Here is a 25,388-nt window from a genome sequence, read left to right as displayed (position 1 = left end):
ATGCTGCAGCCCACTGTTTCTAATAGCAGTATATTAAAGGGTATTTGATATTGTTACATTATTATGGAATTATGTAAATTTAACGGAGGGATATTGCTCAATTATCTGATTATAGTGATTTGATTGATTTCATTAATCTGACTATTGATTTAACCGGTTGGGCTGATTGGAAAGCTAGAGTCAAAATAGATTTACGGGGAGTAATAAAAAAGAACGGAGGCTGAAGATGTGTGAGGCGTCCAGGCCTCATAGGACTTACGCATCTCACACATACATTTTTTCAGTCAGCAAGTCTTATTATGGGCTGTATGAGCAGGACTGCTGTTACAGGTATCCCGCTTCCGATATAAATTGCTGGATTATGCCGCGGGTAAAATGACTGGCAGCCCTTTCTATGAACAGGGGGAAATTAATGCCGGCATGTTCATCGGCCTTGTCGGATATTACCCTGAATATGATAAAATCCATATTGTGCTCATAGCATACCTGGGCCACAGCCGCTCCCTCCATTTCAATACACTTCAGGTTGGGTATTTCAGCATTAAGGGTTCTGACCTTATGGCTGTCGGCTATGAATTGATCTCCGCTGGCAATAGTACCCACCACCACACTGGGGATGGATATTCTGAACTCGCTTAGATCCTCAGGGGCTACATCCTGTTTCAGGTGCCGGGATATGTAATGCTGCGCAGACTTGACTCCAAGTGCTGTAAGGTTGCTGTCTGCCTCAAAGGTATCCACTCCCAGCAAAGGGATTTCAAACTTTTTACATCCGGGCAGAAGGCTTGCATCCATGTCATGCTGCACCAGTTTGTCTGCAATGACGATATCTCCGATATTCAGTCCGCTGTCGGTGCCGCCTGCCACTCCCGTAAATATGACCAGTTTGACCTCAAAGGTTTCAATCAGTGTAGTCACAGCCGATGCAGCCGCGACCTTGCCGCATTTGGAAAAAACCAGAACAACCTCTTGGCCGAAAAGCCTGCCTGTATAATAATCCCTCATTCCGATAGTCCTTGTTTCAGCTATGACCATACTTTCTGCAAGGAGCTTGATTTCCTGCTCCATTGCTCCAATTATTCCTATCAACATGCTGTCTCTCCATTTCTCCTGTAAGTCAAGTATGCAGGCTTGCCGGTCTCAATGCTTGCACAGGTCTTGGGCAGGCAGGGGGGCTTCTGCAGATAATACAGGTTTAGTTAAAGATATAGAAAACAGGTCTGGGGGCTAAAATGCCCACAGACCTATTATAATAGAAAACTTCCATTTTTTAAATAACCTATCTGGTGATTTGGGGGTGGTGACGTCACTTGTCAGGGTTTTTCATCAATTCTGTCTTATTTCTCCGTCTGTTCCCACAACCACAATACTCCAGGGTATCATTTTGCCGGACTGAATCAGCGCTGTTTTAACAGCATTTACAATACCGCCGCAGCAGGGCACTTCCATTCTCAATATTTTGACACTGTTAATATTGTTGTTGGCAAGAATCGCTGTGAGCTTTTCGGAGTAATCACCTTCATCCAGCTTCGGACAGCCGATGATTGTAATCCTGTTCTTCATAAAATCCTTGTGGAAATTTGCGTAGGCGAAGGCGGTACAATCGGCTGCAATCAATAAATCGCAGTTATCAAAATATGGTGCATTCACCGGAACCAGTTTAATCTGGCAGGGCCATTGCATCAGCTCGGAAGTGAGCTGTGGCGCCGGACTGGCAGGTACAGCTTCGGAAGGGCTCCTTTTAATAGCCATGGCTCTCGAACCAGGACAGCCGCCGTGGAAGGGGGGCTGCGGAGCTGTGTGGGCATGGACGGCGGGCTGTGGTCTGCCAGACTCTGAAGCCTTCTTTTCCATATGCTCTTTTACAAGCTCTTCATCAAAGGCGTCTGCCTCACGCTCTTCTATGGTAATGGCATTGGTGGGACATTCCGGAAGGCAATTTCCAAGCCCGTCGCAATAGCTGTCGGATATTAGCTTTGCCTTTCCGTTTTCCATAACAAGTGCACCTTCATGGCAGGCATTTACACAAAGTCCGCAGCCGTTGCATTTTTCTTCATCAATTTTGATAATATTTCTCTTCATAATATATCCTCCTGATTGCCGTAAAATAATTTTGCTTTATGATTGAATATTTACTGTAGTTTTTTGTTCGTTAATGACCATGAGACAATTATAGGGTATAATTAAAAAGAAATCGGTATCCTGAGATACAAAAGGTAATGTTGGAGGTAATTCCATGAGAAAATATGAAGCTCTGGCAAAAAGGATACTGAAATGTGAGCTGTTTGACGGTTTTGACAATAATCAACTGGTCAGCATGCTGGAATGTTTCAGCCCCAGAATATTTAACTACAGCAAGGGCGATTATATTGTAATTGCCGGAGACCGCTATCACGGTTTGGGAATAATTGTTGAAGGGAGTGCCGTCATTACCAAGGAAAATGCGGCAGGCAGCAGGGTAATGCTTGGAGTGGCAGCGGCAGGGGAGCTGTTTGGAGAGGTGATTGCATTTTCGGGAAAGGAACAGTGGCCCGCAAATGTACAGGCACAAACTGACTGCTCTGTTTTATTCCTTGAGAATAACGAGATTATAAATCAATGCAGCGAGGCTTGCAGCTTTCATTCGCAGCTTATAAAAAATCTGCTCAGAACCGTTTCAAACCGGGCAATTATGCTCAACAGAAGAGTGGAGTACCTGTCCATGAAGAGCATTAGCTCAAAGGTGGCCTGTCTGCTGCTGGAGCATATGGAAAGGTCGGGAAGCCATACCTTCCGCCTGCCTATGAACAGGAATGAGATGGCTGATTTTTTGAACATATCCAGGCCCTCCATGTCCAGGGAGATGGGAGTAATGAGGGACAGCGGAATAATTGAATTTCAGAAGGAGGCAATACGCATACTTAAGGCAGATAAATTAAAAGAGATGATAAAGGAGTAGATATGCAATTATTGACAACGCCATATTAATATGATATCATTTTGATATCATATTAATATTATTTAAAATGGAGGGGATATTATGAACGAGATAGCAGGAAAAACAAAAGCAGGGGGCCTCGTCCTTCTGATATCGTTTCTGGTATTGATTCTGAGTGTTGTAATCTTTGTATATGCCATAGCCAAGGGTCCTGAGTTTCTGGCAGTTTTGGGTGTGGTAATATTTGTGGTATATGTCTTTATCTTGCCGGGCTTTTTTACAATACAGCCAAATGAGGCAATGGTACTCATACTGTTTGGAAAGTATGCGGGAACCATAAAAAAAGCCGGCTGGCATTGGGCAAATCCTTTTTATACCAAGAAAAAGATATCCTTGAGATCCAGGAACATTAACGGCGAGAAAATCAAGGTTAATGATGAGATGGGAAACCCCATAGAAATTGCCGCTGTTATTGTTTGGAGAGTGGAAAATACTGCGGAAGCCGTTTTTGATGTAGACAACTATGTGGACTATGTAAATGTACAGAGCGAGTCGGCGTTAAGGCATCTTGCAGGCATGTACCCCTATGACAATACCGAGGACACTCACACCATATCCTTGAGGGGGAGTGCCGATGAGGTGTCGGATGCTCTTAAGAACGAGCTTCAGCAGAGGTTGGGCAAGGCCGGAGTAATTGTTGAAGAGGCAAGGCTTTCACATTTGGCCTATGCTCCCGAAATAGCCGCTGCCATGCTCCAAAGGCAGCAGGCGGCAGCTATCATTGCAGCCCGTCAGAAGATAGTTGAAGGTGCGGTTGGCATGGTACAGATGGCTTTGAACAAGCTCAGCGAAAATGAAATAGTTGAACTGGACGAAGAAAGAAAGGCTGCAATGGTAAGCAACCTGCTGGTGGTACTTTGCGGAGAAAGAAATACCCAGCCGGTTATCAATACCGGAACCTTGCACAATTAATTAAAAGGCGCTGATATTATGGCAGAAAAGAAAAGTATTTTACTCAGGCTGAGCCCAAAGATGTGGGAAGATATATCAAGGTGGGCTGATGACGAATTCAGGTCTGTAAATGGCCAGATTGAATACCTGATCAGTGACGCGCTAAGAAAGCGCAGTAAATCAGGCAATAATAAAAGCAGGGATGACAGTCCGGATTCTGAAGCGGAAGACAATTTGGAATAATACCATGAAAACCAAGATAACAAAGCAAAAGAAAATTTAAGAAACTAAAAAAGCTTACTCGACCGAGTAAGCTTTTTTGACTTTGATTATTAAATTACCTGAGCTTGTATTTTTTCAATTTGGTGTCAAGCTGCTTTACAAGCTGATCAAGACTTTGTGATGCCACCTTCATGTCATCAAGAGTCTTGAGCTGGTTTTCGGTGGTTGCGGCAACTTCCTGACTGGAGGCTGCCGTCTGCTGGGAAACGGAGGAAATGTTCTCAATGGCGCTGATAACTTCGCTCTTGTCTTCCTGCATCTTTATGACTGCCTTATTTACATCGTTGATTTTTTCAACAATATAATCAATGGCGTTTGCAATATCACTGAAGGAACTGTTTGTCTTGTCAACAGCCAGGTTCTGTTCCTGCGAAACCTTTTTCATTATTTCCATGGAGGAAATTGCCAGGGCTGATTCTTCCTGGATACTCTGCATCATATTATTGATTTCCTCGGTTGACTTTCTGCTCTGGTCGGCCAGCTTTCTGACCTCATCTGCAACAACTGCAAAGCCCTTTCCGGCTTCACCGGCTCTTGCAGCTTCTATGGCTGCATTCAAGGCCAGCAGGTTTGTTTGCTCTGCAATATTTTCGATGGATTCAACGAATAAACCGATATCTTTTGTAGTATTTGTAAGGTTTTCTACTACTGCGAAGATTTTTTCAGAGGTCTCGTAGGTTTCCTTTGACTTGTCTCTCAGGGTGGTTACAGCCTTTAATCCAACAGTGTTAAGATCAATTATCTTGTTGGTTTCATTTGTTATGCCGCTATAGCTTTCATATACGAAATTTATCTGGTCTGAGAGTTTGTCAACGACCTGTACACCCATCTGGGCTTCTTCAGCCTGTGAAGAGGCCCCCTTGGCGATTTCATCAATGGTTTTGGCGATTTCTTCAATCGCACCGGTGGCATTGTCTGAAGTGGAGGTTACCTTTCTGGAGGCCTGGGTGATGGACAGTGAAAGATTGAAGAAGCTCTCTATCAACGAACGCACATCACTTATGACATGATTTACCACCGAAGCCACGTGACCCAGCAGTCCATAAGCCTTTGGTTCGATCATGTGTGAAAAATCTCCCGATTTAAAGCTGTCCAAATCCTTTGAGAATGTTTTGATAGTCTTCTTGTACTGCAACCCGGTCAAAATAATAAAAACAATACAAGTTACAAGGCTGGCGAACAAGGTGTAAAAGGCAAAAACTACCTTGCCGCTGATGATACCGCCGACAACGCATAGAACAATACTGATTATGGCACCAATAACATATAAATTACTGGGCTTGCTGCCATTTGTCTCTGATTTTTTCATTATTAATCCCCCCGAAAATGACAAGTGTTTAAAAATGGTAATTATCTGTTTATTCCCATTCCTCAGATAAAAACACCTTTATGTAACTTCATTTATCTACTATTCTACAAAAATAATCAAAATCCTTTTTAATTTGGCTAGAAAATAGTACAAAATTTTTAGTAATTGCGTACAGAATACGAAATAAAAGCACCGGAAAAATTGGATAGGCTTTAGTTCTCCTTGAGATTGACACTGTGTGTATAATTGTATACAATAATACACACATACATAAATACCAGAAATAAAGTGAATCTGAAAACAGATTCCATCTTTAATAAATATTCATGTGCTATTTGCAGAGCTGCACAGCAGCAGAACGGAGGTCAGAATGATCGAATTTAACAAGAAGTCCAATACCCTTGAACAGACGCAGTACAGATATGCGCTTCAGGATGTGGCAGAACCCAATCTGTACAGAGAGATATATTCCTATGATGAAGTACCCAAGTGTGCTTTTAACCATCGTAGAGTTCCCATGAACCCTGCAGACGAGATATGGATAACAGATACCACCTTCAGAGACGGACAACAGTCAAGAGCACCATATACCGTGGAACAGATTGTTACCCTCTTCGATTACCTCCACAGGCTGGGAGGACCCAACGGCATCATAAGGCAGACGGAGTTCTTCCTGTATAGTGACAAGGATAAGGAAGCCGTATACAAGTGCATGGAAAGAGGCTATCAATTTCCTGAGATAACCAGTTGGATACGTGCCTCAAAAACGGATTTTGAGCTTGCAAAGCAGATGGGGATGAAGGAAACAGGCTTTTTGGTAAGCTGTTCCGATTATCACATATTCAACAAGCTTAAGATGACAAGAAGACAGGCAATGGACAGCTACCTGAGTGTAATTAAGGAAGCCATAAGCGTGGGCATAAAGCCCAGATGCCATCTGGAAGATATTACAAGGGCTGATTTCTATGGATTCGTAGTTCCTTTTGCTCTTGAACTCAGAAAGCTTATGGATGAAAGCGGAGTGCCCATAAAACTCAGAGCCTGCGATACAATGGGGTACGGCGTTTCCTATCCGGGAGCCGCGCTGCCCAGAAGTGTGGGAGGAATAATATACGGTTTGCGTCATCATGCAGGTTTCCCAAGCGAGCTCATTGAATGGCACGGACACAATGATTTTTACAAAGCTGTCTGTAATTCATCCACAGCCTGGTTATACGGCTGTTCATCAGTAAACTGTTCACTGCTGGGAATAGGGGAACGCACCGGAAATACGCCGCTTGAAGCTATGGTGTTTGAATATGCTTCATTAAGAGGAACTACCGATGGTATGGATACGACAGTTATAACTGAAATAGCCGAGTACTATGAAAAGGAGCTTGACTACGAAATACCTCCAAGAACACCGTTTGTGGGAAGGCACTTCAATGTGACCCAGGCAGGAATACATGCGGACGGTCTTTTAAAGGACGAAGAAATATACAACATATTTAATACCGGCAAGCTGCTGAACAGGCCCATAGGAGTTGCAATAACACAGACCTCCGGTCTGGCTGGCATTGCATTGTGGGCAAACAACTACTTCCGTCTTTCGGGGGATGCTCTTATCGACAAGAAGGATGAGAGGGTGGCTGTAATTAAGGAATGGATTGATGCTCAGTATCAGACGGGCAGGAATACCTCCATCAGTGATAAGGAAATGCTGAAAGTCATAAGGGAGCTTGCACCAAGCCTCATTCCTTAAAAAATTGACTTTTTATACCGCATTTTATTAAAAATATTTAGCAATTGTTCATATATTTATTTAGGGGGTCGTAGAGGCAAATGGGCTTGAACATAGCACAGAAAATAATAAAAAATCATCTGGTGACCGGGGAAATGACAGCCGGCAGTGAAATATCCATAAGAATCGATCAGACGCTGACCCAGGATTCCACAGGTACTATGGCATACCTGCAGTTTGAAGCCGTAGGTATACCAAGGGTCAAAACAAAAAAATCCGTGGCTTATATTGATCATAATACTTTACAGGCAGGGTTTGAAAATGCTGATGACCACAAATATATCCAGACTGTGGCAGAAAAGTATGGAGTGTACTTTTCAAAGCCGGGAAACGGAATTTGCCATCAGGTGCATCTGGAACGCTTTGGTGTGCCGGGCATGACTTTGCTTGGTTCGGACAGCCATACTCCCACAGGCGGCGGAATCGGCATGCTGGCTATCGGAGCAGGCGGGCTTGATGTGGCAGTGGCCATGGGCGGCGGACCTTATTATCTGACCATGCCCAGGGTCTGTAAGGTTGAACTTAAGGGAAAGCTGAACTCCTGGTCCGCTGCAAAGGATATCATACTGGAAGTATTAAGGGTGCTGTCTGTCAAGGGCGGCATTGGCAAGGTTATAGAATATGCGGGAGAAGGAATCAGAACCTTGACTGTTCCTGAGAGGGCGACTATCACAAATATGGGGGCGGAGCTTGGTGCTACCACTTCCATATTCCCAAGTGACGAGGTGACCCTTCAATTCTTGAGGGCACAGGGCCGGGAAAATGATTGGGTTGAATTGCTGCCGGACAGCGATGCAGTCTATGACGAACATGTTGTTATAGATTTGGCAACGCTTGAACCTATGGCTGCAATGCCCCATAGTCCGGACAATGTCGAAAGGATTTCGGCAATAGGAAATATAAAGGTTGACCAGGTAGCAATAGGAAGCTGTACCAACTCTTCATATATGGATATGATGAAGGTTGCTGCCATACTAAAAGGCCGGACTGTGGCTCAGAATGTAAGCCTGGTCATTGCTCCCGGCTCCAAGCAGGTGCTTACCATGCTTGCGCAGAACGGGGCGCTGGCGGATATGGTGGCGGCAGGGGCACGAATACTTGAATCTGCCTGCGGACCCTGCATAGGAATGGGTCAGGCTCCATGCACTGATGCGGTGTCATTAAGGACCTTTAACAGAAACTTTGAAGGCAGAAGCGGAACAACTTCCGCAAAAGTTTATCTGGTGAGTCCTGAGGTGGCTGCTGCCAGTGCGTTGACAGGGGTATTGACCGATCCGCGCCAGTTGGGTGAAGCTCCTAAAATAGAAATGCCAAAGGAATTTGTCATCAATGACAATCTGGTGGTGGCACCTGCTCCCGAGGGAAATACGGTTGAGGTAGTAAGAGGCCCCAATATCAAGCCGTTCCCTGTAAACAGGCCGTTGGGCGAAGAGGTAACGGGAAAGGCATTGATAAAGGTTGGAGATAATATAACGACTGATCATATTATGCCGTCAAATGCAAAGCTGCTTCCGTTCCGTTCAAACGTACCTTATCTGGCTGAATTCTGCCTCACGCCCTGTGACCAGGAATTTCCTGCCAGAGCAAAGGCAAATGGAGGAGGCTTCATTATAGGGGGCTCAAATTATGGACAGGGCTCAAGCAGGGAGCATGCTGCGCTGGCTCCGTTGCAGCTCGGGATCAAAGGTGTTATTGCCAAATCCTTTGCAAGGATTCACATGGCAAATCTGATTAACTCGGGAATACTTCCGATGACCTTTGAAAATGAAACGGATTATGATAGTATTGATATGAATGACGAGCTTTTAATAGAAGATGCAATAGAGCAGGTTAAAGAAGCAGGTGCTGTCATAGTGAAAAACCTGACAAAGCAGAGTGAATTCAGCGCCAAGCTGTCCTTGTCCGACAGGCAGGTTCAAATGATACTTGCCGGAGGTCTGCTGAATTATACCAAAGTCAGCAACTGATAAATTAAAGATAATAAGAAGATAAATAAAAGATAGATTAAAGATTATATATAGGTAAATTGTTCTTAATAATGGCGTGAAGTGCATTGGCACGGAATGCGGATGGGGAAATCAAAAAATGGCTAGGCTTGAATATGATGAAAATGAAAACCTGGTGAATTCCCTCAGGGGAAAAGTTTTTAATCAGCTTCGAAAACAGATTTTAACCGGAGTATACAAGCCCGGTGACAGTCTGATTGAGTTAAGATTGTCAGAGGAGCTTGGCGTAAGCCGGACACCCATACGAGAGGCAATCAGGCAGCTCGAGCTGGAGGGGCTTGTTCAGTCCATACCCAATAAAGGGGTTATCGTCAAGGGGGTATCTGAACAGGATGTTGAAGATATCTTTATAATACGGACCATGATTGAAGGCCTTGCAGCCAGATGGGCGGCGGAGAAGATAACAGAAGAAGAGATCAAGGAACTGCAGGAGGCTCTTGAGTTTGAGGAGTTCTACACTATGAAGAACGATGCACAGCATCTGATGACATATGACTCAAGATTTCATGACATCATTTTCAGAGCCAGCAAAAGCAGGCCCTTGATGCATATGCTCAGTACCTTTCATTTTTATATTCAAAGTGCCAGAAACAATTCCTTTGAGACTCCGGGAAGGCCGGCCAAGTCATTTGACGAGCACCGTGCTATTTTTGAAGCCATAAAAAACAAGGATGGGGATACTGCTGAAAAGCTGACAATCCAGCATATAACCAATGCCAGCAAGAACTTTAACGAAACTCATCACAAATGAGTGGACAACAGGTTAATTTAAACAGGTTAATTTAATGAGAAATGATATTATGAAATACTCTGAGAAATCACTCAGGGTATTTTTTTGTGGTGAGCTGCATACCCTTATGCAGAAATGGTGTAAGGTAGACTTGACATTTTTCATGATGTGGTATAACCTTGCTGTAAGGTAAACATTACATACTGTGCTTTTTGAACAACAGCGGAAAATTACAGCAGAAATATAGTGATATGAAATCTCTTGTAAAAATATAGCATACAATAGTGGAAGGAGTATTCCGGATGAAAAACAGGATTAAAGAGCTGAGGGAGACAATGGGGCTGACGCAGGAGCAGCTTGGAGAGCTTGTAGGCGTGTCAAGGCAGGCGATTATAGCCATAGAGAATGAAAGGTTCGAGCCGTCCATATGGCTTGCATATGATATATGCAGGATTTTTGAAAGCACCATTGAAGAAGTCTTTATATTTGAAGAAAGTGAGAGGAAGTCAAGAGCTGAAAAAAGCAGAGGTGACATCGTTGAAAAAAGAGCGCTTTAGGAGCAAAAACGGAAAGGCGGTGAGATTGATGGCAATCAGGCAGATAAGGCTGTCACAGGATGAAATATTGAGAAAGAAGAGCAGGCCTGTGGAGGAGGTTAATGACCAGATCAGGCAATTGCTTGCCGATATGGCTGACACAATGTACAGTACCGAGAATGGTGCGGGGCTTGCCGCACCACAGGTTGGAATACTTAAGCGCCTGGTGGTGCTGGATATGGGGCAGGGGCTTATAAAACTTGTAAATCCTGTGATTACATTGATGGAGGGGAGCCAGGAAGTGACAGAGGGCTGTCTCAGCATACCCAATGTATACGGCAGGTTGAAGCGCCCTGCAAAGGTTACTGTGGAGGCGCTTAATGAAAAGGGAGAGAGTGTCAGGCTCACAGGAACCGGGGAATTGGCAAAGTGCCTGTGCCATGAAATCGATCATCTGGACGGGATTTTGTTTACCGATAAGGTGACGGAATACATCAGAAGATAACGGGCAGAGGTTCAGAAGCATAAAAATATTAAAAACACCATGTATTTGCATGTTACTGTCAAATGTTTGATATGATATGTAATCATACAATGAACGTATAGGAGAAAAGATGAGTGAAACGCGTGAACCCATAATTGTAGAGTTTCATTTGCGGGGAGAATGGCTCTCTCCAAACACTCCTGGAGCAAAAATACCAAGCCATGGAACAAACCGGTTTGGAACAAGATATGCATATGATTTTATACAAGTGGATTGGGAAAGAAGGGGCTGGCCCGCTTATGGCGTTAGCTTTCTGCAATATCTTCTTCTGGGAGTTCCTCTGAAGGAATATTACTGTTGGGGACAGGAAGTATATGCACCGTGCGATGGGATTGTTGTCCAAGCTGAGGATGGTTATAAAGAACGGGAACGAACAAATTTGCTTTCAGATTTGTATAAGGCTTATAAAAATGCCGGTCTTTTTAATCCGAAAAAAGACAATATACAGTCTGTTGCGGGCAACTACATAATTTTGGAATGCGGCCACCGGGTATATGCTGCGCTGGTCCACCTTCAAACAGGGTCTATCCAGGTGACAGCCGGCCAGAGTGTAAGAAAGGGTGAAGTTATTGGCAGGGTGGGTCATTCAGGCAATTCCTTTGCTCCACATCTGCATTTTCAGCTTATGGATAGCAGTGACATAGCTACTGCAAACGGGTTGCCCTGTGCTTTTGAACAGTATGAAGTATTCCGGGAGGGAAAGTGGCAAAAAGTAGTTGACGGTATTCCCACCAATAAGGATAGAATAAGGTTTGATTCCCAATCCATATGAATCCCCAGCATCAGTTCATAACCCCGCCGGAGGCCAGTGGGGCATACGGGGAGACTGGTCTCGCCCGTAAGGCGCTTCACGTTTTTGAAAAGCAAAAACGCCTGTGTTTTCCGCAGAAAACACAGGCGCCAATTGGTGACCCATAGGGGATTCGAACCCCTGTTACCGCCGTGAGAGGGCGGTGTCTTAGGCCACTTGACCAATGGGCCATATATGCTGTTGTCCAGCTTAATGACAAAAGCTATTATAGCACGGGCAATATTTGGTGTCAAGAAGTGAGTACGGTAAAATTCACCATATAAAGAGAAATATACTCTTTATATTTATCACCACATTTGCCTTTGATATGATTTTCAAATGAGTTATTAATTCTTTCGAAAAAAATTACTTTTTCTATATATAAAGGCTGTTATATAAAAATAAATAAAAGTTACAGTCATTAATACAAAAGATATTAAAGTTCTGAAAGTTAGTGAGTAAAAATCTAAAAATAAAAGAGATAATAGAAACCCGGAGATTGAAAAAAACGAAATTAAGGCTGCTTTTATTTTGAGACTGTTTACATGTGCATATACTATATGAATGAGTAACCATAATAATATAAAATAGCAGGGTAAAAAAACAGTTACAGTAGTAATATCAGTGAGCAGGGGTGATGCCATATCATCATTGTGGTAGTGGGGTTTAAACCGGACTATTCCTAAAACTGATAAAACAGAAGTTAGTATTAACCAAATTACATAGAACATAATTCTTATCCTTTCATATTCAAATCATAAAGGAATAACACGGTATAATTATACCATGTCATTCCTTTTATTTTTAACTAATGGTTAATAATAAGCACCTAAATTCCATAAACTCCTTTTTTGAGAATCTCCCCACCGAACTCTCACTTTTTATAATTACGCCAGCACTAAGAGCTCTATCAAAAGCACCTTTACAATTGCTAGTACTATCCCCAAGGCGTAATATCTGCCTTTGAAATTATTCATAAAATCCATGATATTCCCAGGGGACATTAAACCACTAAAAAAACTGTAGCCATTCTTGCAGTAAGCAACTGACTGCGACTTCATGATAGGTATGTAATTTACAGCATCTGAAAAAGCCCAAACAGCAGATTGGTTACTGGCATATCCTTCGCTTAAATAGCTTTGATATTGTGAATCGTAGTAATTGGTGATAGGATTTAAAAGAATTAACCCCCATTCGTGATTAACTGTTCCAATATATGTAGGATAAATGCCAAGAGAGCTTATACATATTTTGTAAATTACATAATCATGGTACACTTAACTATGGTAAAGTTATCCAGTACATGCGGGTAATTTTATGCTTATTTTATTCAGATATAATGGACATGAAGCCCAAACCGGTATAATATCAAGGATAGTCTGATTTTGCAGGCGGGAGCCTTAAAAATATAAATATGGTGAACGCTTCTTTAAAGTACCATATTTTGTGGTATAATAACTCCTGTATCGGATTGCCTGTAATACGGCATGGGTACGGGAGTTTAATTTGATGACAGGAGTTTGTTTACTATATATGAAGCTACCCGAAGAATTTGTTAACAAAATGCAGGGGCTGATGGGTGATGAATTCGACAGCTATCTGGAATCTTATAAAAAGCCTAGATTTTATGGGTTGAGAGTCAATACCCTGAAAATATCCGTTGAAGATTTTCTTAAGATTTCTCCATTTCAACTGGAGCCTGTTCCATGGACTACAGACGGTTTTTACTACAGGGAGGGGGACAATCCGGGCAGACATCCCTATTATTACGCAGGTTTGTATTATATACAGGAGCCCAGCGCCATGCTGCCGGGGGCGGTAATCGGAGTCAGGCCCGGAGAACGGGTTCTTGATCTTTGTGCAGCTCCCGGAGGGAAATCTGTTCAGATGGCGGCCCAGCTTAACGGGCAGGGCTTGCTGGTTTCAAATGATATTAATGCCGACCGGGTAAAGGCCCTTGTTAAAAACATAGAGCTTTGCGGTGTGAGAAACGCAATAGTTTTAAATGAATCACCCCATAAGCTGGCCAGGAACTTTGAAGGGTTTTTTGACAGGATTATGGTGGATGCACCCTGTTCGGGAGAGGGTATGTTCCGAAAAGACGAGGATGCCGTAAAAAGCTGGGAAAAATTCAAATGTGAAAAATGCAGCAGCATGCAGTGGGATATACTTCAAGAGGTTGACAAAATGTTGAGGCCGGGCGGTGTAATATTGTATTCCACTTGTACCTTCTCTCCGGAAGAGGACGAGCTGATGATTGAAGGATTTATGGATGCCCACCGGGGAGAGTATGAGCTCCTGGAAATACCCAAGGCCGGTGGTATTGAAGGCGGACGCAGTGAGTGGGCGGGCGGAAGATATGATTTTTCAAGGGCAGCCCGTTTATGGCCGCACAGGCTCAACGGGGAAGGGCATTTTGCAGCCCTGCTGAGAAAGCAGGAGATTAATAAAAAGGGCGTTGAAAATGAAGAGGATACCCCTGCTGACAGCAGGCCTATAAAATGGGAAAAATCTTATTCTGTTGAAACTATGGAAGATTTAAGGAACTTTAACAGGGAATTGGCGGAATTTATTCATGAAAGTACAACTTTGGACTTGAAGGGGGTTGCTTTTCAGAAAGGAAACAATTTCTATCACCTGCCCCGGGCATGCCCGGACCTGGCGGGCCTGAAGGTGGCTAAATTCGGCTGGTATCTGGGGGAGAACGGCCCAAAAGGTTTTGTTCCGTCTCATTCATTGGCTGTGTCCATGAAATATGAGGAAATGAAAAGAAAAATAAATTTTGCTGCCGGTTCCAGAGAGGCAAACAGTTACCTGAAGGGCGAGACCCTGACTGAGTCTGAGGAGTCTGGGGAAAGAGGCTATACCGGTATCTGTGTTGACGGACATACACTGGGCTGGGCGAAGCAGACGGGTGACATGCTGAAAAACCTTTACCCCAAAGGGTGGAGAAAAATGGCATGACAGATATCCAAAGGGCAGTTGTTTAGGGGAGGTTTGATTTTTGAAACAAAAGCAGCGGCTGGACAAGGTTTTATCCAATTTTGGTTTTGGCTCCAGAACTGAGATAAAAAGTGCAGTAAAAAAAGGATTGGTTACAGTTGACGGACAGGTTGCAAAAGACAGCGGAGTTCATGTTGATCCTGCCGGGAGTGTAATAATGATGAATGGAATCAAGCTGGAGTACAGGAAATATATATACCTGATGATGAACAAGCCCCAGGGAGTCATTTCTGCAACTACCGATACCAGACAGAGGACGGTATTTGACATTTTGCCTGAGGAGTACAAATGCTTTGAGCTGTTCCCCGCCGGCAGGCTGGATATTGATACCGAGGGGCTTGTCCTCATGACAAATGACGGGCAGCTCGCGCATGAAATATTATCTCCCAGGAAGCATGTTACCAAGAAATACTATGCCCGTGTGGAGGGCAGGGTTGAGCAGGCCGACGCCGCTGCTTTTGAAGAGGGAGTAACCCTGGACGACGGCTATAAAACTCTGCCTGCAAAGCTGGAGATACTCAGCACCGGCCAGATGTCCGAGATAAGGCTTTCCATTGTGGAAGGCAAGTTCCATCAGGTAAAAAGGATGTTTGAAGCAGTGGGTAAAAAGGTTATTTATCTTAAAAGGCTTAGCATGGGCAGGCTTGAGCTGGACGAAGGTCTGGAACTGGGGGAGTGCAGGGAACTGGCCCCGGAGGAGGTTGAGCTCCTCAAGGACTCTGTACAAAAACATTAATAATAGGGAAAAGGCATTAAAAGGTGCGGTGCCGCTGCTTTTTGGCGACTTCCTGCCGGCAATTTGTAAAGGAGCTGAAAAATGAACAAGCAAAGTATTCAGAAAATAGGTCTGTTTTTATCCGGACTTGAACAAAGAATAGTAGAAAATGGTGATTTCTTTAAGAAAATAACAATAAAGCTGAAATCCGGTACAAAGTTTTATGAGGCAATAGTCACCTTGAAGGAAGAAAGGCTGTTTCTCCAGTATAACGGGAGAAATGACAAAATGGAGATTACCTGGCTGGGGGCAAGAATCTGCAAAATAGCCGAACAATATGAAGCGATGAATCTGATTTACGAGGAAAGGGGAACCACCATCCATATAGATGCCGATGACAGGAATGTCAGGATGCAGACCAGGGACCAGGAAGCAGCAGAGGCTTGCAGCGGCCATAATGAAACCTCTCAGATTGCAAACAGGGACTATTACATTAAAGTGGGCAAAGCGGATGCATTGCTAAAGGCCATAGGTATTCTTGGAGAAAACGGCAAAATAAAAAACGACATGATAAGGAAATATAACCAGATTGACCACTATATCGAACTGGTGGATGACATGCTGAAAAACCTGTCCGGGAAGTATGGAAAAATAAATGTGGTAGACTGCGGCTGCGGGAAATCCTATCTTTCTTTTGTCCTGAACTATTATATCAAGGAGGTTCTGAAAAAGAACTGCCACTTTACCGGCCTGGATATTTCAAAAACTGTAATTGAAGCATCCCAAAGTATTGCCAGCCGGCTGGACTATAAAAATATGGAATTCCGGGTTACCGATATCAGAAATTATACTTCGGAGGAGGATATTCATTTGGCCATAAGCCTTCATGCCTGTGATACCGCTACTGATGAAGCAATAGCGCTGGCCGTTAAAAATAATGCCAAAGCCATTGTCATGGTTCCCTGCTGCCAGAAGGAAATTCTCAGCCAGTATTCATTTGAACCGCTGCAGAATGTAATAAGGCACGGAGTATTGAAAGCAAGACTTGCGGATGTGCTTACCGACGGCATAAGGGTGATGCTTTTGGAGGCGGTGGGCTACAAGGTGTCGGTAGTAGAGTATGTTTCTCCGCTTGAAACTCCAAAAAATCTCATGATAAGGGCCGAGAAAACGGGAAGTGCCAATAAAGCCGCCATAGAAGAATATCTCACAATCAAAAGGCTATTGGGTGTCAATCCCACTTTGGAGAAGATAATTACCCCATACTTGTAAAGATATAACATTTATGTAAAATTGACGTAAATGTTTCCGGCATGTTATAATGTTAAAAATTCTATATATAATCGGAAGGAATATTGGTTTTATTTATATTATTAATGTACAGGAGTGATTGGATGACAGTAAAGACGTATGAAGATAACGGAGTCATATTATCAAGGAAGGCCTTCTACAGCGGAGACAGGCTGAAAATAACCTACAGGGGATTGCTGGCAAGCGAGGGTGCGGAAAGTGTCTATTTGCATTTTGGTTTCGGAGACGGCTGGGACAGCAGCTCCTATATTCAAATGGAGCGTATTTCGGAAGGATTTTTGGCTGAAATACAGGTTCAGGATGGAAAGAGCCTGGAGTTGTGCTTTAAGGATTCTGCAAATAACTGGGATAATAATTCGGGGAACAATTATGTCTACAAAATATCCGCAAAAAGACAGAAAAAGGCTGCCGCCGGGGCGGGAGACGGAGAGAGGCCCGGTAAGGCCCGGGGTACAGCAGTAAAAACCGGCGAAACAAAAAGGAAAGCCAAAAAGGTCACAGGCTAAGCTTATAAAGTTTACAAAAAGTTATTTCTAGTATGTTCCAAAACGGTTTTTCCAAGTATAATAGAGATATCAAAGCTTTCCAAAGGGATATACATATATGCTGAAAAATCTGATACATAAACTCAATATTTACGAAAAATACAACAAGCTGGTAACACGTGAAGGTAAAAGAATATTTATCCGTACAGTATATACCTTGTCGGTGTGTACTGCGGCAATAATATTTATCTGGTATTGCGGAATAGTAAATCTGAGTGCCAAGCACCAAAAAAATTTACTGCCGGAAATATTTATGGAAAACAGTGTTCAAGCAGCGCAGCAGAAAATTACCTTTACCACGAAAGAGCCGGAGGCTGTCAGTAAAGTCGCTGGTACAGGCAATTTGACAGGTGCCAGTGTGACAGGTGCCAGTGTGACAAGTGCCAGTGTGAACAGCGGCAGCGTGACCAACGGCAAAGAGTCGGAAAACAGTAAAATCGGCAGTGACAAGGCAGCCGGTGCTGTCAACAGCACTGGTGCCGCCATAAAACCCAAGGAGCAGGTGAAGGAGCCGGAAAAAAAGGTTCAGGACACAGGGGCAGCAAAAGTACAGACTGCCATGGATGCCCAAAAGGTTCAAAAAACTATTTACAAGGGTGCAAATACTACGAAGGTTGCACTTACCTTTGATGACGGCTACAATAAAAAAACCGTTATAAAGGTTCTGGATATACTGAAAAAATATGAGGTCAAGTCTACATTTTTTATTATAGGAAGTGTATTGGACGACTATCCGGAGGTATGGAAGAGGGCAATTGCCGAAGGTCATCAAATCTGCAACCACACCTTGAACCACGCTTCACTTACCAAGCTTTCGGATCAGCAGGTGCGAAACGAAATAACCGGTTGGGAAACCAGCGTAAAAAAGGTTCTGGGGCAGGAATATCTGGACAGGATGAAAAAGGAATTTCCATATCTGAGGCTGCCGGGAGGCGGCGGCAACAAGAGCGACAGGATACTTTCAATTGCCCAAAGCTGCGGCTATAAGGTCATAGGCTGGAATCTGGAAACCAACAGCAGCATTATAAATCCTATGAAAAAAAATCACACGTCTGCTGAGATTTCCGTAAAGATAGAACAGCATATTGTAAATAATTGCTCCAAAGGCTCAATCATTCTCCTTCATTTTAATCAGTATGATATTCCCAGGCTGGATGGAATAGTTGCAGGCATTAAAAAAAGAGGCTACAGCATGAAGACCGTTACGGAGGTTATAGGCAAATAACGCCCGGAAGGGTGAGGTATTACACAAGTGATGGAATATAATGAAATCATTATTTGCTGAATAATATTAACAGGTTGAAACAGTATATAATGTATCATATAATTTTATGGTAAAACAAAAGAGGACGGGGGTTAATAATTATGAAAAGTATTATACGTGACATTTCACTGGCTGACAAGGGAAAGCAGAAAATCGAGTGGGTTAGAAGAAATATGCCCATCCTGAGAAGCCTTGAGGAGGATTTCAGAGCGACAGCGCCTTTCAAAGGAGTGCGAGTGGTTGTGTCGGTTCACCTTGAGGCTAAAACCGCATACCTTGCAAAATTATTTGCAATTGGGGGCGGGGAAGTTTCCGTTACAGGAAGTAATCCTCTATCCACGCAGGACGATGTGGCTGCCGGCCTTGTTGCAGACGGTCTTGATGTATATGCCTGGTATAATTCCACCAAGGAGGAATATGAGGAGCATTTGAACCTGGCTCTCGGATATAAGCCCAATATAATAATTGATGATGGAGGAGACCTTGTCAATCTCCTGCACACCACAAGAAAAGAACTCATACCTCATATTATGGGAGGCTGTGAAGAAACCACTACCGGAGTGCTGCGTCTTAAAGCCATGGAAAAGGAAGGCGTCCTTAAATTTCCTATGGTCGCTGTAAATAACGCAAATTGCAAATATCTTTTTGACAACAGATATGGAACAGGTCAATCTGTATGGGATGGTATCAACAGAACCACCAATCTTATTGTGGCAGGCAAGAATGTTGTAGTAGCCGGCTATGGCTGGTGCGGCAAGGGGATAGCCATGAGAGCCAAGGGCTTCGGCGCGGATGTAATAGTTACGGAGATTGATCCTATAAAGGCTGCGGAAGCTGTAATGGACGGCTATAAGGTTATGAAGATGACCGAGGCGGCAAAGGTGGGGGATGTCTTCATTACTGTTACAGGCTGCCGTGATGTAATAACCCAGGAGCATTTCAAGTACATGAAGGATGGTGCTATTCTATGCAATGCCGGCCATTTTGATGTTGAGGTTTCAGTTGAACAGCTTGAAAAGCTTGCCGTTGAAAAGCAGGAACAGAGAAAAAATATAATGGGCTATAAAATGGATAACGGCAGGTGGATAAATCTGCTGGCAGAAGGAAGGCTGGTTAATCTTGCAGCAGGAGATGGACATCCTGCCGAGATAATGGATATGAGCTTTGCATTGCAGGCACTCTCTGCAAAATATATGCTGAAAAATTTCCGTAATCTTGGAAACAAGGTTATAGACGTACCTGCCGAAATTGACATTGCCGTGGCCGAAATGAAGCTTAAATCCTGGGGAGTAAAGATTGACAAGCTTTCCGGGGAACAGAAAAAATACCTTAACAGTTGGGCGGAATAAGCGGAGGCATAATGAAGCTGGATTTATTAATAAAAAATGTTGATATAATAACCATGGATGACCGGAATATGGTCATCCATGATGGCTTCCTGGGAATATCCGACGGGAGGATCAGCTACCTTTCTCAAAAACCTCCTGAGAATGCTGCTTTTAAAAAGGAGCTGGACGGAAAAGGCATGCTTGCCATGCCCGGTCTTGTCAATACTCATACCCACAGCGCCATGACTTTGATGAGAAATTATGCCGACGATATAGCTCTTGAGTCGTGGCTGTTTGATAATATTTTTCCGGTCGAAGCAAAACTTACCGACAAGGACGTGTACTGGGGCACGATGCTGGGCATTGCAGAAATGCTCAGGTCTGGAGTCACAGCTTTTGCAGATATGTATATGTTTATGGATGAGGTGGCCAGGGCTGTTACAGAGACCGGCATAAAGGCGAATCTCTGCAAAAGTCCCGTTCAATTCTTCGAAGACGGAGAGTTGAAGCGGCTGGATAAAAGCCAGGGAACCGTTGACTATTACAACCAATACCACAACAGCGCACAGGGCCGCATAAAGGTTTTTGTGGAAATTCACTCCACGTACATGTTCAATGAAAGGACACTGGCCAATGCGGCCTCGCTTGCAAAACAGCTTAATACCGGCGTTCATATTCACCTGCTGGAAACAACTGCCGAGGTGGAATCCAGCAAGAGGGACTATGGTATGACTTCTGTTGAAATCTGCAAGAAAACCGGAGTTCTGGACGTTCCTGTACTGGCAGCCCATTGTGTGCATCTTACAGACAGCGATCTGGAGATACTGAAGGAAAAAGGTGTAAGCGTCGCTCACAATCCTGCAAGCAATCTGAAGCTGGGAAGTGGAATCGCCAGGATACCTGAAATGCTTGAAAGGGGCATAAATGTATGCCTGGGTACGGATGGTGCAGCCAGCAACAACAACCTTAACATGTTTGAGGAGATGAACCTGGCGGCACTTGTGCACAAGGGTACGGCCATGGACCCGCAGTTGATGAAGGCAGCCACAGTGCTGAAAATGGGAACCGCAAACGGCGCAAAGGCCATTGGGTTTGAAGATACAGGAGTGCTGGCGGAGGGCATGAAGGCCGATATTATCCTGATTGATACGGATAAGCCTCACTTTTACCCGAAGAATAATCCTTTATCGACAGTGGTATACTCCGCGCAGGCATCGGATGTGGATACTGTAATTGTTGATGGAAACATACTCATGCAAAACAGACAGTTTACCGGCATCGATGAAGAGAAAATAAAGTATGAGGTACAAGCTTTGTCCGGAAGGCTCCTTAGCAGGTAATCATTTACGGGTGACATAACAGTCAAATAATTATATAATTAAACCCTGGCACTGTTTGATGTCAGGGTTTTTGCATTGTCAAAAAATACATAAAGGTTTTTATGGATAAACGTCAAATATTATTAGGGTCGGATAAACTAATGAGTATGGGGGAACTACAATGTCGGTAACTTTGAGTATATGGTCAACTAAGCAGGGAGAAATACGGAGGTTTTTACACAGCTTCTATCAAAAGGATTTTAAAAATGAAGAATTTTCCCGCCGGTGGGTAGGAAATTTTTACAACCCGATGGACTCCATAGATATGATAAGTGCTTTAATGGATAATTTTGAAAACTATGAAGTAACCTTATACATACATATGGAAAATGGATATTTACATAAAATCACTGAAGGCAATTATGACGACGTTATTAAAGGCTTGATTGGAATATATTATCTTCCGGTGGAATGTGATACGGGACTTGAGGTTTCCTGATTTATCAGACTTGAGCTTCATAACTTAAGGCTTAAAAATGAATAAAAAGTCTTATTTCTATTTTGGTGCATTATGGTATAATATCACTGATAAATGAGGGCTCATGGAGGATATGCAGATGGAACAGGAGCAGTGCAATACAGCAGTTGACATAAACACAGAAGGTAGCCAGAGCAATAAAAACAGCAATACTGATACTGCTTCACCGTCATATTGCGGAAGTCAACAGCAGTTTCCAGGGGAAACCCGCCAGGTGACCGGACTTGAAAGACAGCTTCTGTTGAACAATTACACCGCCGCTGCAGGTGGAAGTCTGATGAGTAACTGGTCAAAGACCTTTCTTTGTGCATTGTCTGTTATTCTCCCGGGTATTGGGCAGATAATAGGACTTATAGCCGGATTGGTTTTGGTTGCAAACGATTGTGACTCGGATAGAAGGTCTTTCGGGGCGGCGTTGCTGACAGTATCTCTTATAGTATTTGTCCTGCAACTGATCTTTTGGTTTTTGCTGGCACTGTCACTGGGGCCGGATTTGAGCTTTTAGCAGCAGGTTTATGGGCTCATAGCAGTTTATTAACTGTACACTTTTTATTTTACCAACAGAAAGGAAGCTTGGAATAATTAAAAGCGAAATAAGAAAACAATACCTTGGGTTAAGGGATAACCTGGATAGGTGTGAACTCCTTAACCGGTCTGAAAGTATATATTGCAGATTAATGGCTGTGCAGGCTGTTATTGAAGCCCGGACTATCATGTGCTTTGTCAGCTTTGGAAGTGAGGTTCACACTCATGGACTTATAAGGAGCTGGCTCTCTCAGGGGAAAAGGGTAAGTGTACCCTGCCTGGAAAAGCATAAGGATGGGAACAGCCGGATGCATGCCGTCCAGATTCGAGATTTCAGCCAATTGAAGGCCAGGGGCAGCTTTGGCATACTTGAGCCCCTGTTGGCTGAAAGTGATATTGTCAGTCCCCAGGAACATGATGTCATAATAGTCCCTGGCAGTGTCTTTGATGAAAACAGGAACCGCATGGGATATGGAGGGGGATTCTATGACAGATACCTGACCGGTACATCAGACAGATGTCTGAATATAGGTTTGTGCTTTGATTTTCAGGTAATTGCTCATATTCCCCATGAAAACCACGATATACCTCTGGATTTGATAGTTACTGAAAAAAGAATAATATAGGAATATATGAAGAACAGACAAGGATTGAAGTGTCGGCGTCGGGCCGGTACCTCAATCTTTTTTTGTGCCAGGAAACTTCAAAAGCTGTAAATAGATTTATATACCTGTTATTTAGTGGTAACAGGGAACTAATTTTACAAAAAAATTAAAAAAAGTAAATTTTAATGTCTAGCTTTGAAAAAATAAGTAAATTATGGTTTTCTCCACTAAATCAAATAATTCTTAATTTTACAATATTATGCTTAATGTGATAATATTTTTAAGCAGTTCTGTTTAAATTTGTACATTTCAGAAGATAAAACCAGTTAATCAAAATTGAAAATGAATCAAATATTCATCTATAAGCGGTTGCGACGATGGAGCCAGTCTCATTGGAGGAAACAAGCATGATATTTTTAGCTTTAGTACTTAACTAACGTAATTTAACGTGTGTAGTTGCATTTTGCGATATATTCTTGGTTCTATTGTTTACACTACACTTAGAACCAAAGGAATTAATATTATTTTTTAAAATACATAAACAAGGAGATTCTTATGAACATGATGAAGAAAATAGCTGTAGTTGTTGCAATTTGTATTTTATTCAGTTCAATAATTTTATCAGCCAATATCGGTGGTGTTGAACTGAGAAATAGAGCAAATGCTGCTGCTAAAGTTGAAAGAACCGGCATGCTGGCCTATACAACAAATGATGCTTATGAACAAGCGGTGTATACATTTAATTATACTGGTAATGTACAAAATGTGGCCCTCAAAAAAGGAAGATATTTATTTGAGTGCTATGGTGCCCAGGGAGGAGATAATGGTGGAGGTAAGGGTGGATATTCAAAAGGTGCACTTTACATACAGAGTGATATGACTTTATATATATATGTTGGACAAAAGGGAAGGAATGCACAACCTTATAAAAATTCGCCGGGAGGATGGAATGGAGGGGGAAGTGGAGGCACAAATACCGATGGGATATCTTCTTCAAGTGGTGGAGGCGCATCAGATATAAGACTTGTAAACGGAAGCTGGAATGACTCTGCTTCTTTAAAAAGTAGAATAATGGTTGCCGGTGGAGGTGGCGGAGGAAATTTATATAGAACTGATATATCTGGAGGTGCAGGTGGAGGGGTGTCCGGAGGAATTGCCTCAAAATTTGGTTTGACCGTATACGGAGGAACACAGACGTCCGGTGGCACAGGTAATACAAATGGCGGGTTGGGATATGGAGGAGACGGCTGCGACAGTATTTATGGAAGCAGAATAACTGGCGGCGGAGGTGGAGGCGGTTACTATGGCGGTGGCGGAGGAATTGCTTATAGCGGCGATATAGCTAATACGTATAGATGCTCAGGTGGTGCTGGAGGTTCCTCATACATATCAGGACATACAGGTTGCAATGCTATAGATTCAAATGGAAATCCCACTGGTCAACCTGTTCATAGTAGCGGGTTAGCATTCACTCAAACGGAAATACTGCAGGGTGCACAAGCTGGAGACGGATTTGTGAAAATCACGTTGCTGACGTCACCCTCTATTTCCATAACATCTGATGAAAATGATACATTTTCGACTAATTTATTATTAAAAGGTATGCTAAACAATACCTATTCAGAAGAAATTATATTTAAATATCAAATAGATGATGGAAATGAAAAAGTAGCTATGGAGAGTATTACAAGCAAGGGAACTAGCATTGAATTTGATATAACAAGCATTGATATCAGAGCTTTGAAGGTAGGAAACCATACTTTGCACTTGTGGACCTCTGATGAAACCGGGTGGTTATCGGATAAACTAACGTATAATTTTAAAAAAATTGATGCATTGAGAATAATTCCTGTAAATGCTTTATCAACTGCGATAGAAGTAAGCATACAGGATAACGACTTCTTAAACACTCAATACCAGTTATCCTTCAACAATGCATATGTTACAGAAGAAGGTACATTGACAAGTACTCCTATGTGGATAAGAAGAGCGGATAATTCTGTTACTACATCAGCAATTAAAATTGTGGGACTAGATCCAAGAACTAAATATAAGGTTCAAATAAAAGCCAGGCACTCAGATGAAATATATGGTGTAGCATACAATACATTAGAGTGCGAAACTGGTTATAGCCAATTGCAAATACCGAGAATCATTAGTTACTCTGAGAGCAGTAAAATAACTCTTTCATGGGTTCCCGTACCAGAGGCCGCCGAATATGAAATCAATGCAGATGGAGTTCTTTCAACCACAAGTGCTTTAGCCTTCACCCACTCAAAACTTCAGCAAAATACAAGGCATACGTACAGAGTGCGGTCCCGGGACGGAGAAAATATCAGTGAATGGAGCCTGCCCATAAAAGTCTCAACCAAGAAGGCACTGCCTGAGAT

23 protein-coding genes and 1 tRNA gene are annotated in these 25,388 nt (G+C 43.0%); 20 read left to right on the top strand and 4 right to left on the bottom strand.

Translation table 11 applies throughout. From position 1 onward, the window contains the following. Positions 1 to 324: 324 nt before the first annotated feature. Together CLHUN_RS14980 and CLHUN_RS14975 are read right to left on the bottom strand one after the other, a co-directional pair. Positions 325 to 1,092, bottom strand: a complete 768-nt coding sequence (locus CLHUN_RS14980) for a 5'-methylthioadenosine/adenosylhomocysteine nucleosidase (protein WP_080065441.1) — start codon at positions 1,090 to 1,092, stop codon at positions 325 to 327. A 234-nt stretch (positions 1,093 to 1,326) separates the two neighbouring features. Next, a complete protein-coding gene (locus tag CLHUN_RS14975) occupies positions 1,327 to 2,082 on the bottom strand; it encodes an ATP-binding protein (protein WP_080065440.1) in 756 nt (251 codons plus the stop codon). 154 nt (positions 2,083 to 2,236) lie between these two features. On the opposite strand from CLHUN_RS14975, the gene CLHUN_RS14970 reads away from it, so the two are divergent. The 3 genes from CLHUN_RS14970 (at position 2,237) to CLHUN_RS14960 (ending at position 4,111) form a co-directional block, all read left to right on the top strand. Beyond that, the gene (locus tag CLHUN_RS14970; RefSeq protein WP_080065439.1) at positions 2,237 to 2,938 is read left to right on the top strand and encodes a Crp/Fnr family transcriptional regulator; all 702 of its coding nucleotides are present in this window, start codon (positions 2,237 to 2,239) and stop codon (positions 2,936 to 2,938) included. A gap of 81 nt (positions 2,939 to 3,019) precedes the next feature. Beyond that, on the top strand, positions 3,020 to 3,889 hold the full coding sequence (locus CLHUN_RS14965; protein ID WP_080065438.1) for an SPFH domain-containing protein: 870 nt from the start codon (positions 3,020 to 3,022) through the stop codon (positions 3,887 to 3,889). A gap of 18 nt (positions 3,890 to 3,907) precedes the next feature. Further along, complete coding sequence (locus CLHUN_RS14960) at positions 3,908 to 4,111, top strand: type II toxin-antitoxin system antitoxin (protein WP_080065437.1); 204 nt, start codon at positions 3,908 to 3,910, stop codon at positions 4,109 to 4,111. Positions 4,112 to 4,205: 94 nt separating this feature from the next. Here the strand turns inward: CLHUN_RS14960 and CLHUN_RS14955 are convergent, their stop codons facing one another. Further along, positions 4,206 to 5,459, bottom strand: coding sequence for a methyl-accepting chemotaxis protein (locus CLHUN_RS14955; protein WP_080065436.1), 1,254 nt, complete (start codon positions 5,457 to 5,459; stop codon positions 4,206 to 4,208). A 370-nt stretch (positions 5,460 to 5,829) separates the two neighbouring features. On the opposite strand from CLHUN_RS14955, the gene CLHUN_RS14950 reads away from it, so the two are divergent. The 6 genes from CLHUN_RS14950 to CLHUN_RS14925 all read left to right on the top strand — a co-directional run bounded on the left by CLHUN_RS14950 (position 5,830) and on the right by CLHUN_RS14925 (position 11,827). Next, positions 5,830 to 7,200, top strand: a complete 1,371-nt coding sequence (locus CLHUN_RS14950; RefSeq protein ID WP_080065435.1) for a beta/alpha barrel domain-containing protein — start codon at positions 5,830 to 5,832, stop codon at positions 7,198 to 7,200. Between the two features lie 80 nt (positions 7,201 to 7,280). Then, positions 7,281 to 9,206, top strand: a complete 1,926-nt coding sequence (locus CLHUN_RS14945; RefSeq protein ID WP_080065434.1) for an aconitate hydratase — start codon at positions 7,281 to 7,283, stop codon at positions 9,204 to 9,206. Between the two features lie 118 nt (positions 9,207 to 9,324). Beyond that, positions 9,325 to 9,996: a GntR family transcriptional regulator gene (locus tag CLHUN_RS14940; protein ID WP_080065433.1), complete on the top strand. Its 672-nt coding sequence runs from the start codon at positions 9,325 to 9,327 to the stop codon at positions 9,994 to 9,996. A gap of 281 nt (positions 9,997 to 10,277) precedes the next feature. After that, positions 10,278 to 10,532 (top strand): helix-turn-helix transcriptional regulator, encoded by a 255-nt coding sequence (locus CLHUN_RS14935; RefSeq protein ID WP_080065432.1) that lies wholly within the window; start codon positions 10,278 to 10,280, stop codon positions 10,530 to 10,532. A gap of 28 nt (positions 10,533 to 10,560) precedes the next feature. Beyond that, on the top strand, positions 10,561 to 11,016 hold the full coding sequence (gene def / locus CLHUN_RS14930; RefSeq protein WP_080065508.1) for a peptide deformylase: 456 nt from the start codon (positions 10,561 to 10,563) through the stop codon (positions 11,014 to 11,016). Positions 11,017 to 11,125: 109 nt separating this feature from the next. Then, positions 11,126 to 11,827 carry a M23 family metallopeptidase gene (locus CLHUN_RS14925; RefSeq protein ID WP_080065431.1) on the top strand — a complete coding sequence of 234 codons (702 nt, stop codon included), beginning with the start codon at positions 11,126 to 11,128 and terminating at the stop codon, positions 11,825 to 11,827. Between the two features lie 133 nt (positions 11,828 to 11,960). Here the strand turns inward: CLHUN_RS14925 and CLHUN_RS14920 are convergent. After that, a tRNA-Glu gene (locus CLHUN_RS14920) sits at positions 11,961 to 12,036 on the bottom strand. A gap of 1,342 nt (positions 12,037 to 13,378) precedes the next feature. Here CLHUN_RS14920 and CLHUN_RS14915 point away from each other — a divergent pair. From CLHUN_RS14915 to CLHUN_RS14865, 11 genes are all read left to right on the top strand, one after another. After that, positions 13,379 to 14,809, top strand: a complete 1,431-nt coding sequence (locus tag CLHUN_RS14915) for an RsmF rRNA methyltransferase first C-terminal domain-containing protein (protein ID WP_080065430.1) — start codon at positions 13,379 to 13,381, stop codon at positions 14,807 to 14,809. A gap of 40 nt (positions 14,810 to 14,849) precedes the next feature. Next, positions 14,850 to 15,584, top strand: a complete 735-nt coding sequence (locus tag CLHUN_RS14910; RefSeq protein ID WP_080065429.1) for a pseudouridine synthase — start codon at positions 14,850 to 14,852, stop codon at positions 15,582 to 15,584. An 81-nt stretch (positions 15,585 to 15,665) separates the two neighbouring features. Continuing rightward, positions 15,666 to 16,835 carry a class I SAM-dependent methyltransferase gene (locus tag CLHUN_RS14905; protein ID WP_080065428.1) on the top strand — a complete coding sequence of 390 codons (1,170 nt, stop codon included), beginning with the start codon at positions 15,666 to 15,668 and terminating at the stop codon, positions 16,833 to 16,835. A gap of 122 nt (positions 16,836 to 16,957) precedes the next feature. Continuing rightward, entirely contained in the window at positions 16,958 to 17,380 is a 423-nt protein-coding gene (locus CLHUN_RS14900) for a carbohydrate-binding protein (RefSeq protein WP_080065427.1), read from the top strand. A gap of 97 nt (positions 17,381 to 17,477) precedes the next feature. Next, complete coding sequence (locus CLHUN_RS14895) at positions 17,478 to 18,644, top strand: polysaccharide deacetylase family protein (RefSeq protein WP_080065426.1); 1,167 nt, start codon at positions 17,478 to 17,480, stop codon at positions 18,642 to 18,644. A 140-nt stretch (positions 18,645 to 18,784) separates the two neighbouring features. Next, positions 18,785 to 20,032, top strand: a complete 1,248-nt coding sequence (locus CLHUN_RS14890) for an adenosylhomocysteinase (protein ID WP_080065425.1) — start codon at positions 18,785 to 18,787, stop codon at positions 20,030 to 20,032. A gap of 11 nt (positions 20,033 to 20,043) precedes the next feature. Continuing rightward, complete coding sequence (locus tag CLHUN_RS14885; RefSeq protein ID WP_479692032.1) at positions 20,044 to 21,351, top strand: amidohydrolase; 1,308 nt, start codon at positions 20,044 to 20,046, stop codon at positions 21,349 to 21,351. A 160-nt stretch (positions 21,352 to 21,511) separates the two neighbouring features. Continuing rightward, on the top strand, positions 21,512 to 21,829 hold the full coding sequence (locus CLHUN_RS14880) for a hypothetical protein (protein ID WP_080065424.1): 318 nt from the start codon (positions 21,512 to 21,514) through the stop codon (positions 21,827 to 21,829). A 118-nt stretch (positions 21,830 to 21,947) separates the two neighbouring features. Further along, entirely contained in the window at positions 21,948 to 22,373 is a 426-nt protein-coding gene (locus tag CLHUN_RS14875) for a hypothetical protein (protein WP_080065423.1), read from the top strand. A 28-nt stretch (positions 22,374 to 22,401) separates the two neighbouring features. Further along, on the top strand, positions 22,402 to 23,019 hold the full coding sequence (locus CLHUN_RS14870; protein WP_340148341.1) for a 5-formyltetrahydrofolate cyclo-ligase: 618 nt from the start codon (positions 22,402 to 22,404) through the stop codon (positions 23,017 to 23,019). 534 nt (positions 23,020 to 23,553) lie between these two features. After that, a partial coding sequence (locus CLHUN_RS14865) for a glycine-rich protein (protein ID WP_207559172.1) occupies positions 23,554 to 25,388 on the top strand: 1,835 nt, incomplete at its 3' end.

Source organism: Ruminiclostridium hungatei (assembly GCF_002051585.1).
GTDB classification, from domain to species: domain Bacteria; phylum Bacillota; class Clostridia; order Acetivibrionales; family DSM-1351; genus Ruminiclostridium; species Ruminiclostridium hungatei.
This window is presented reverse-complemented; position numbering and strand designations above follow the sequence as displayed.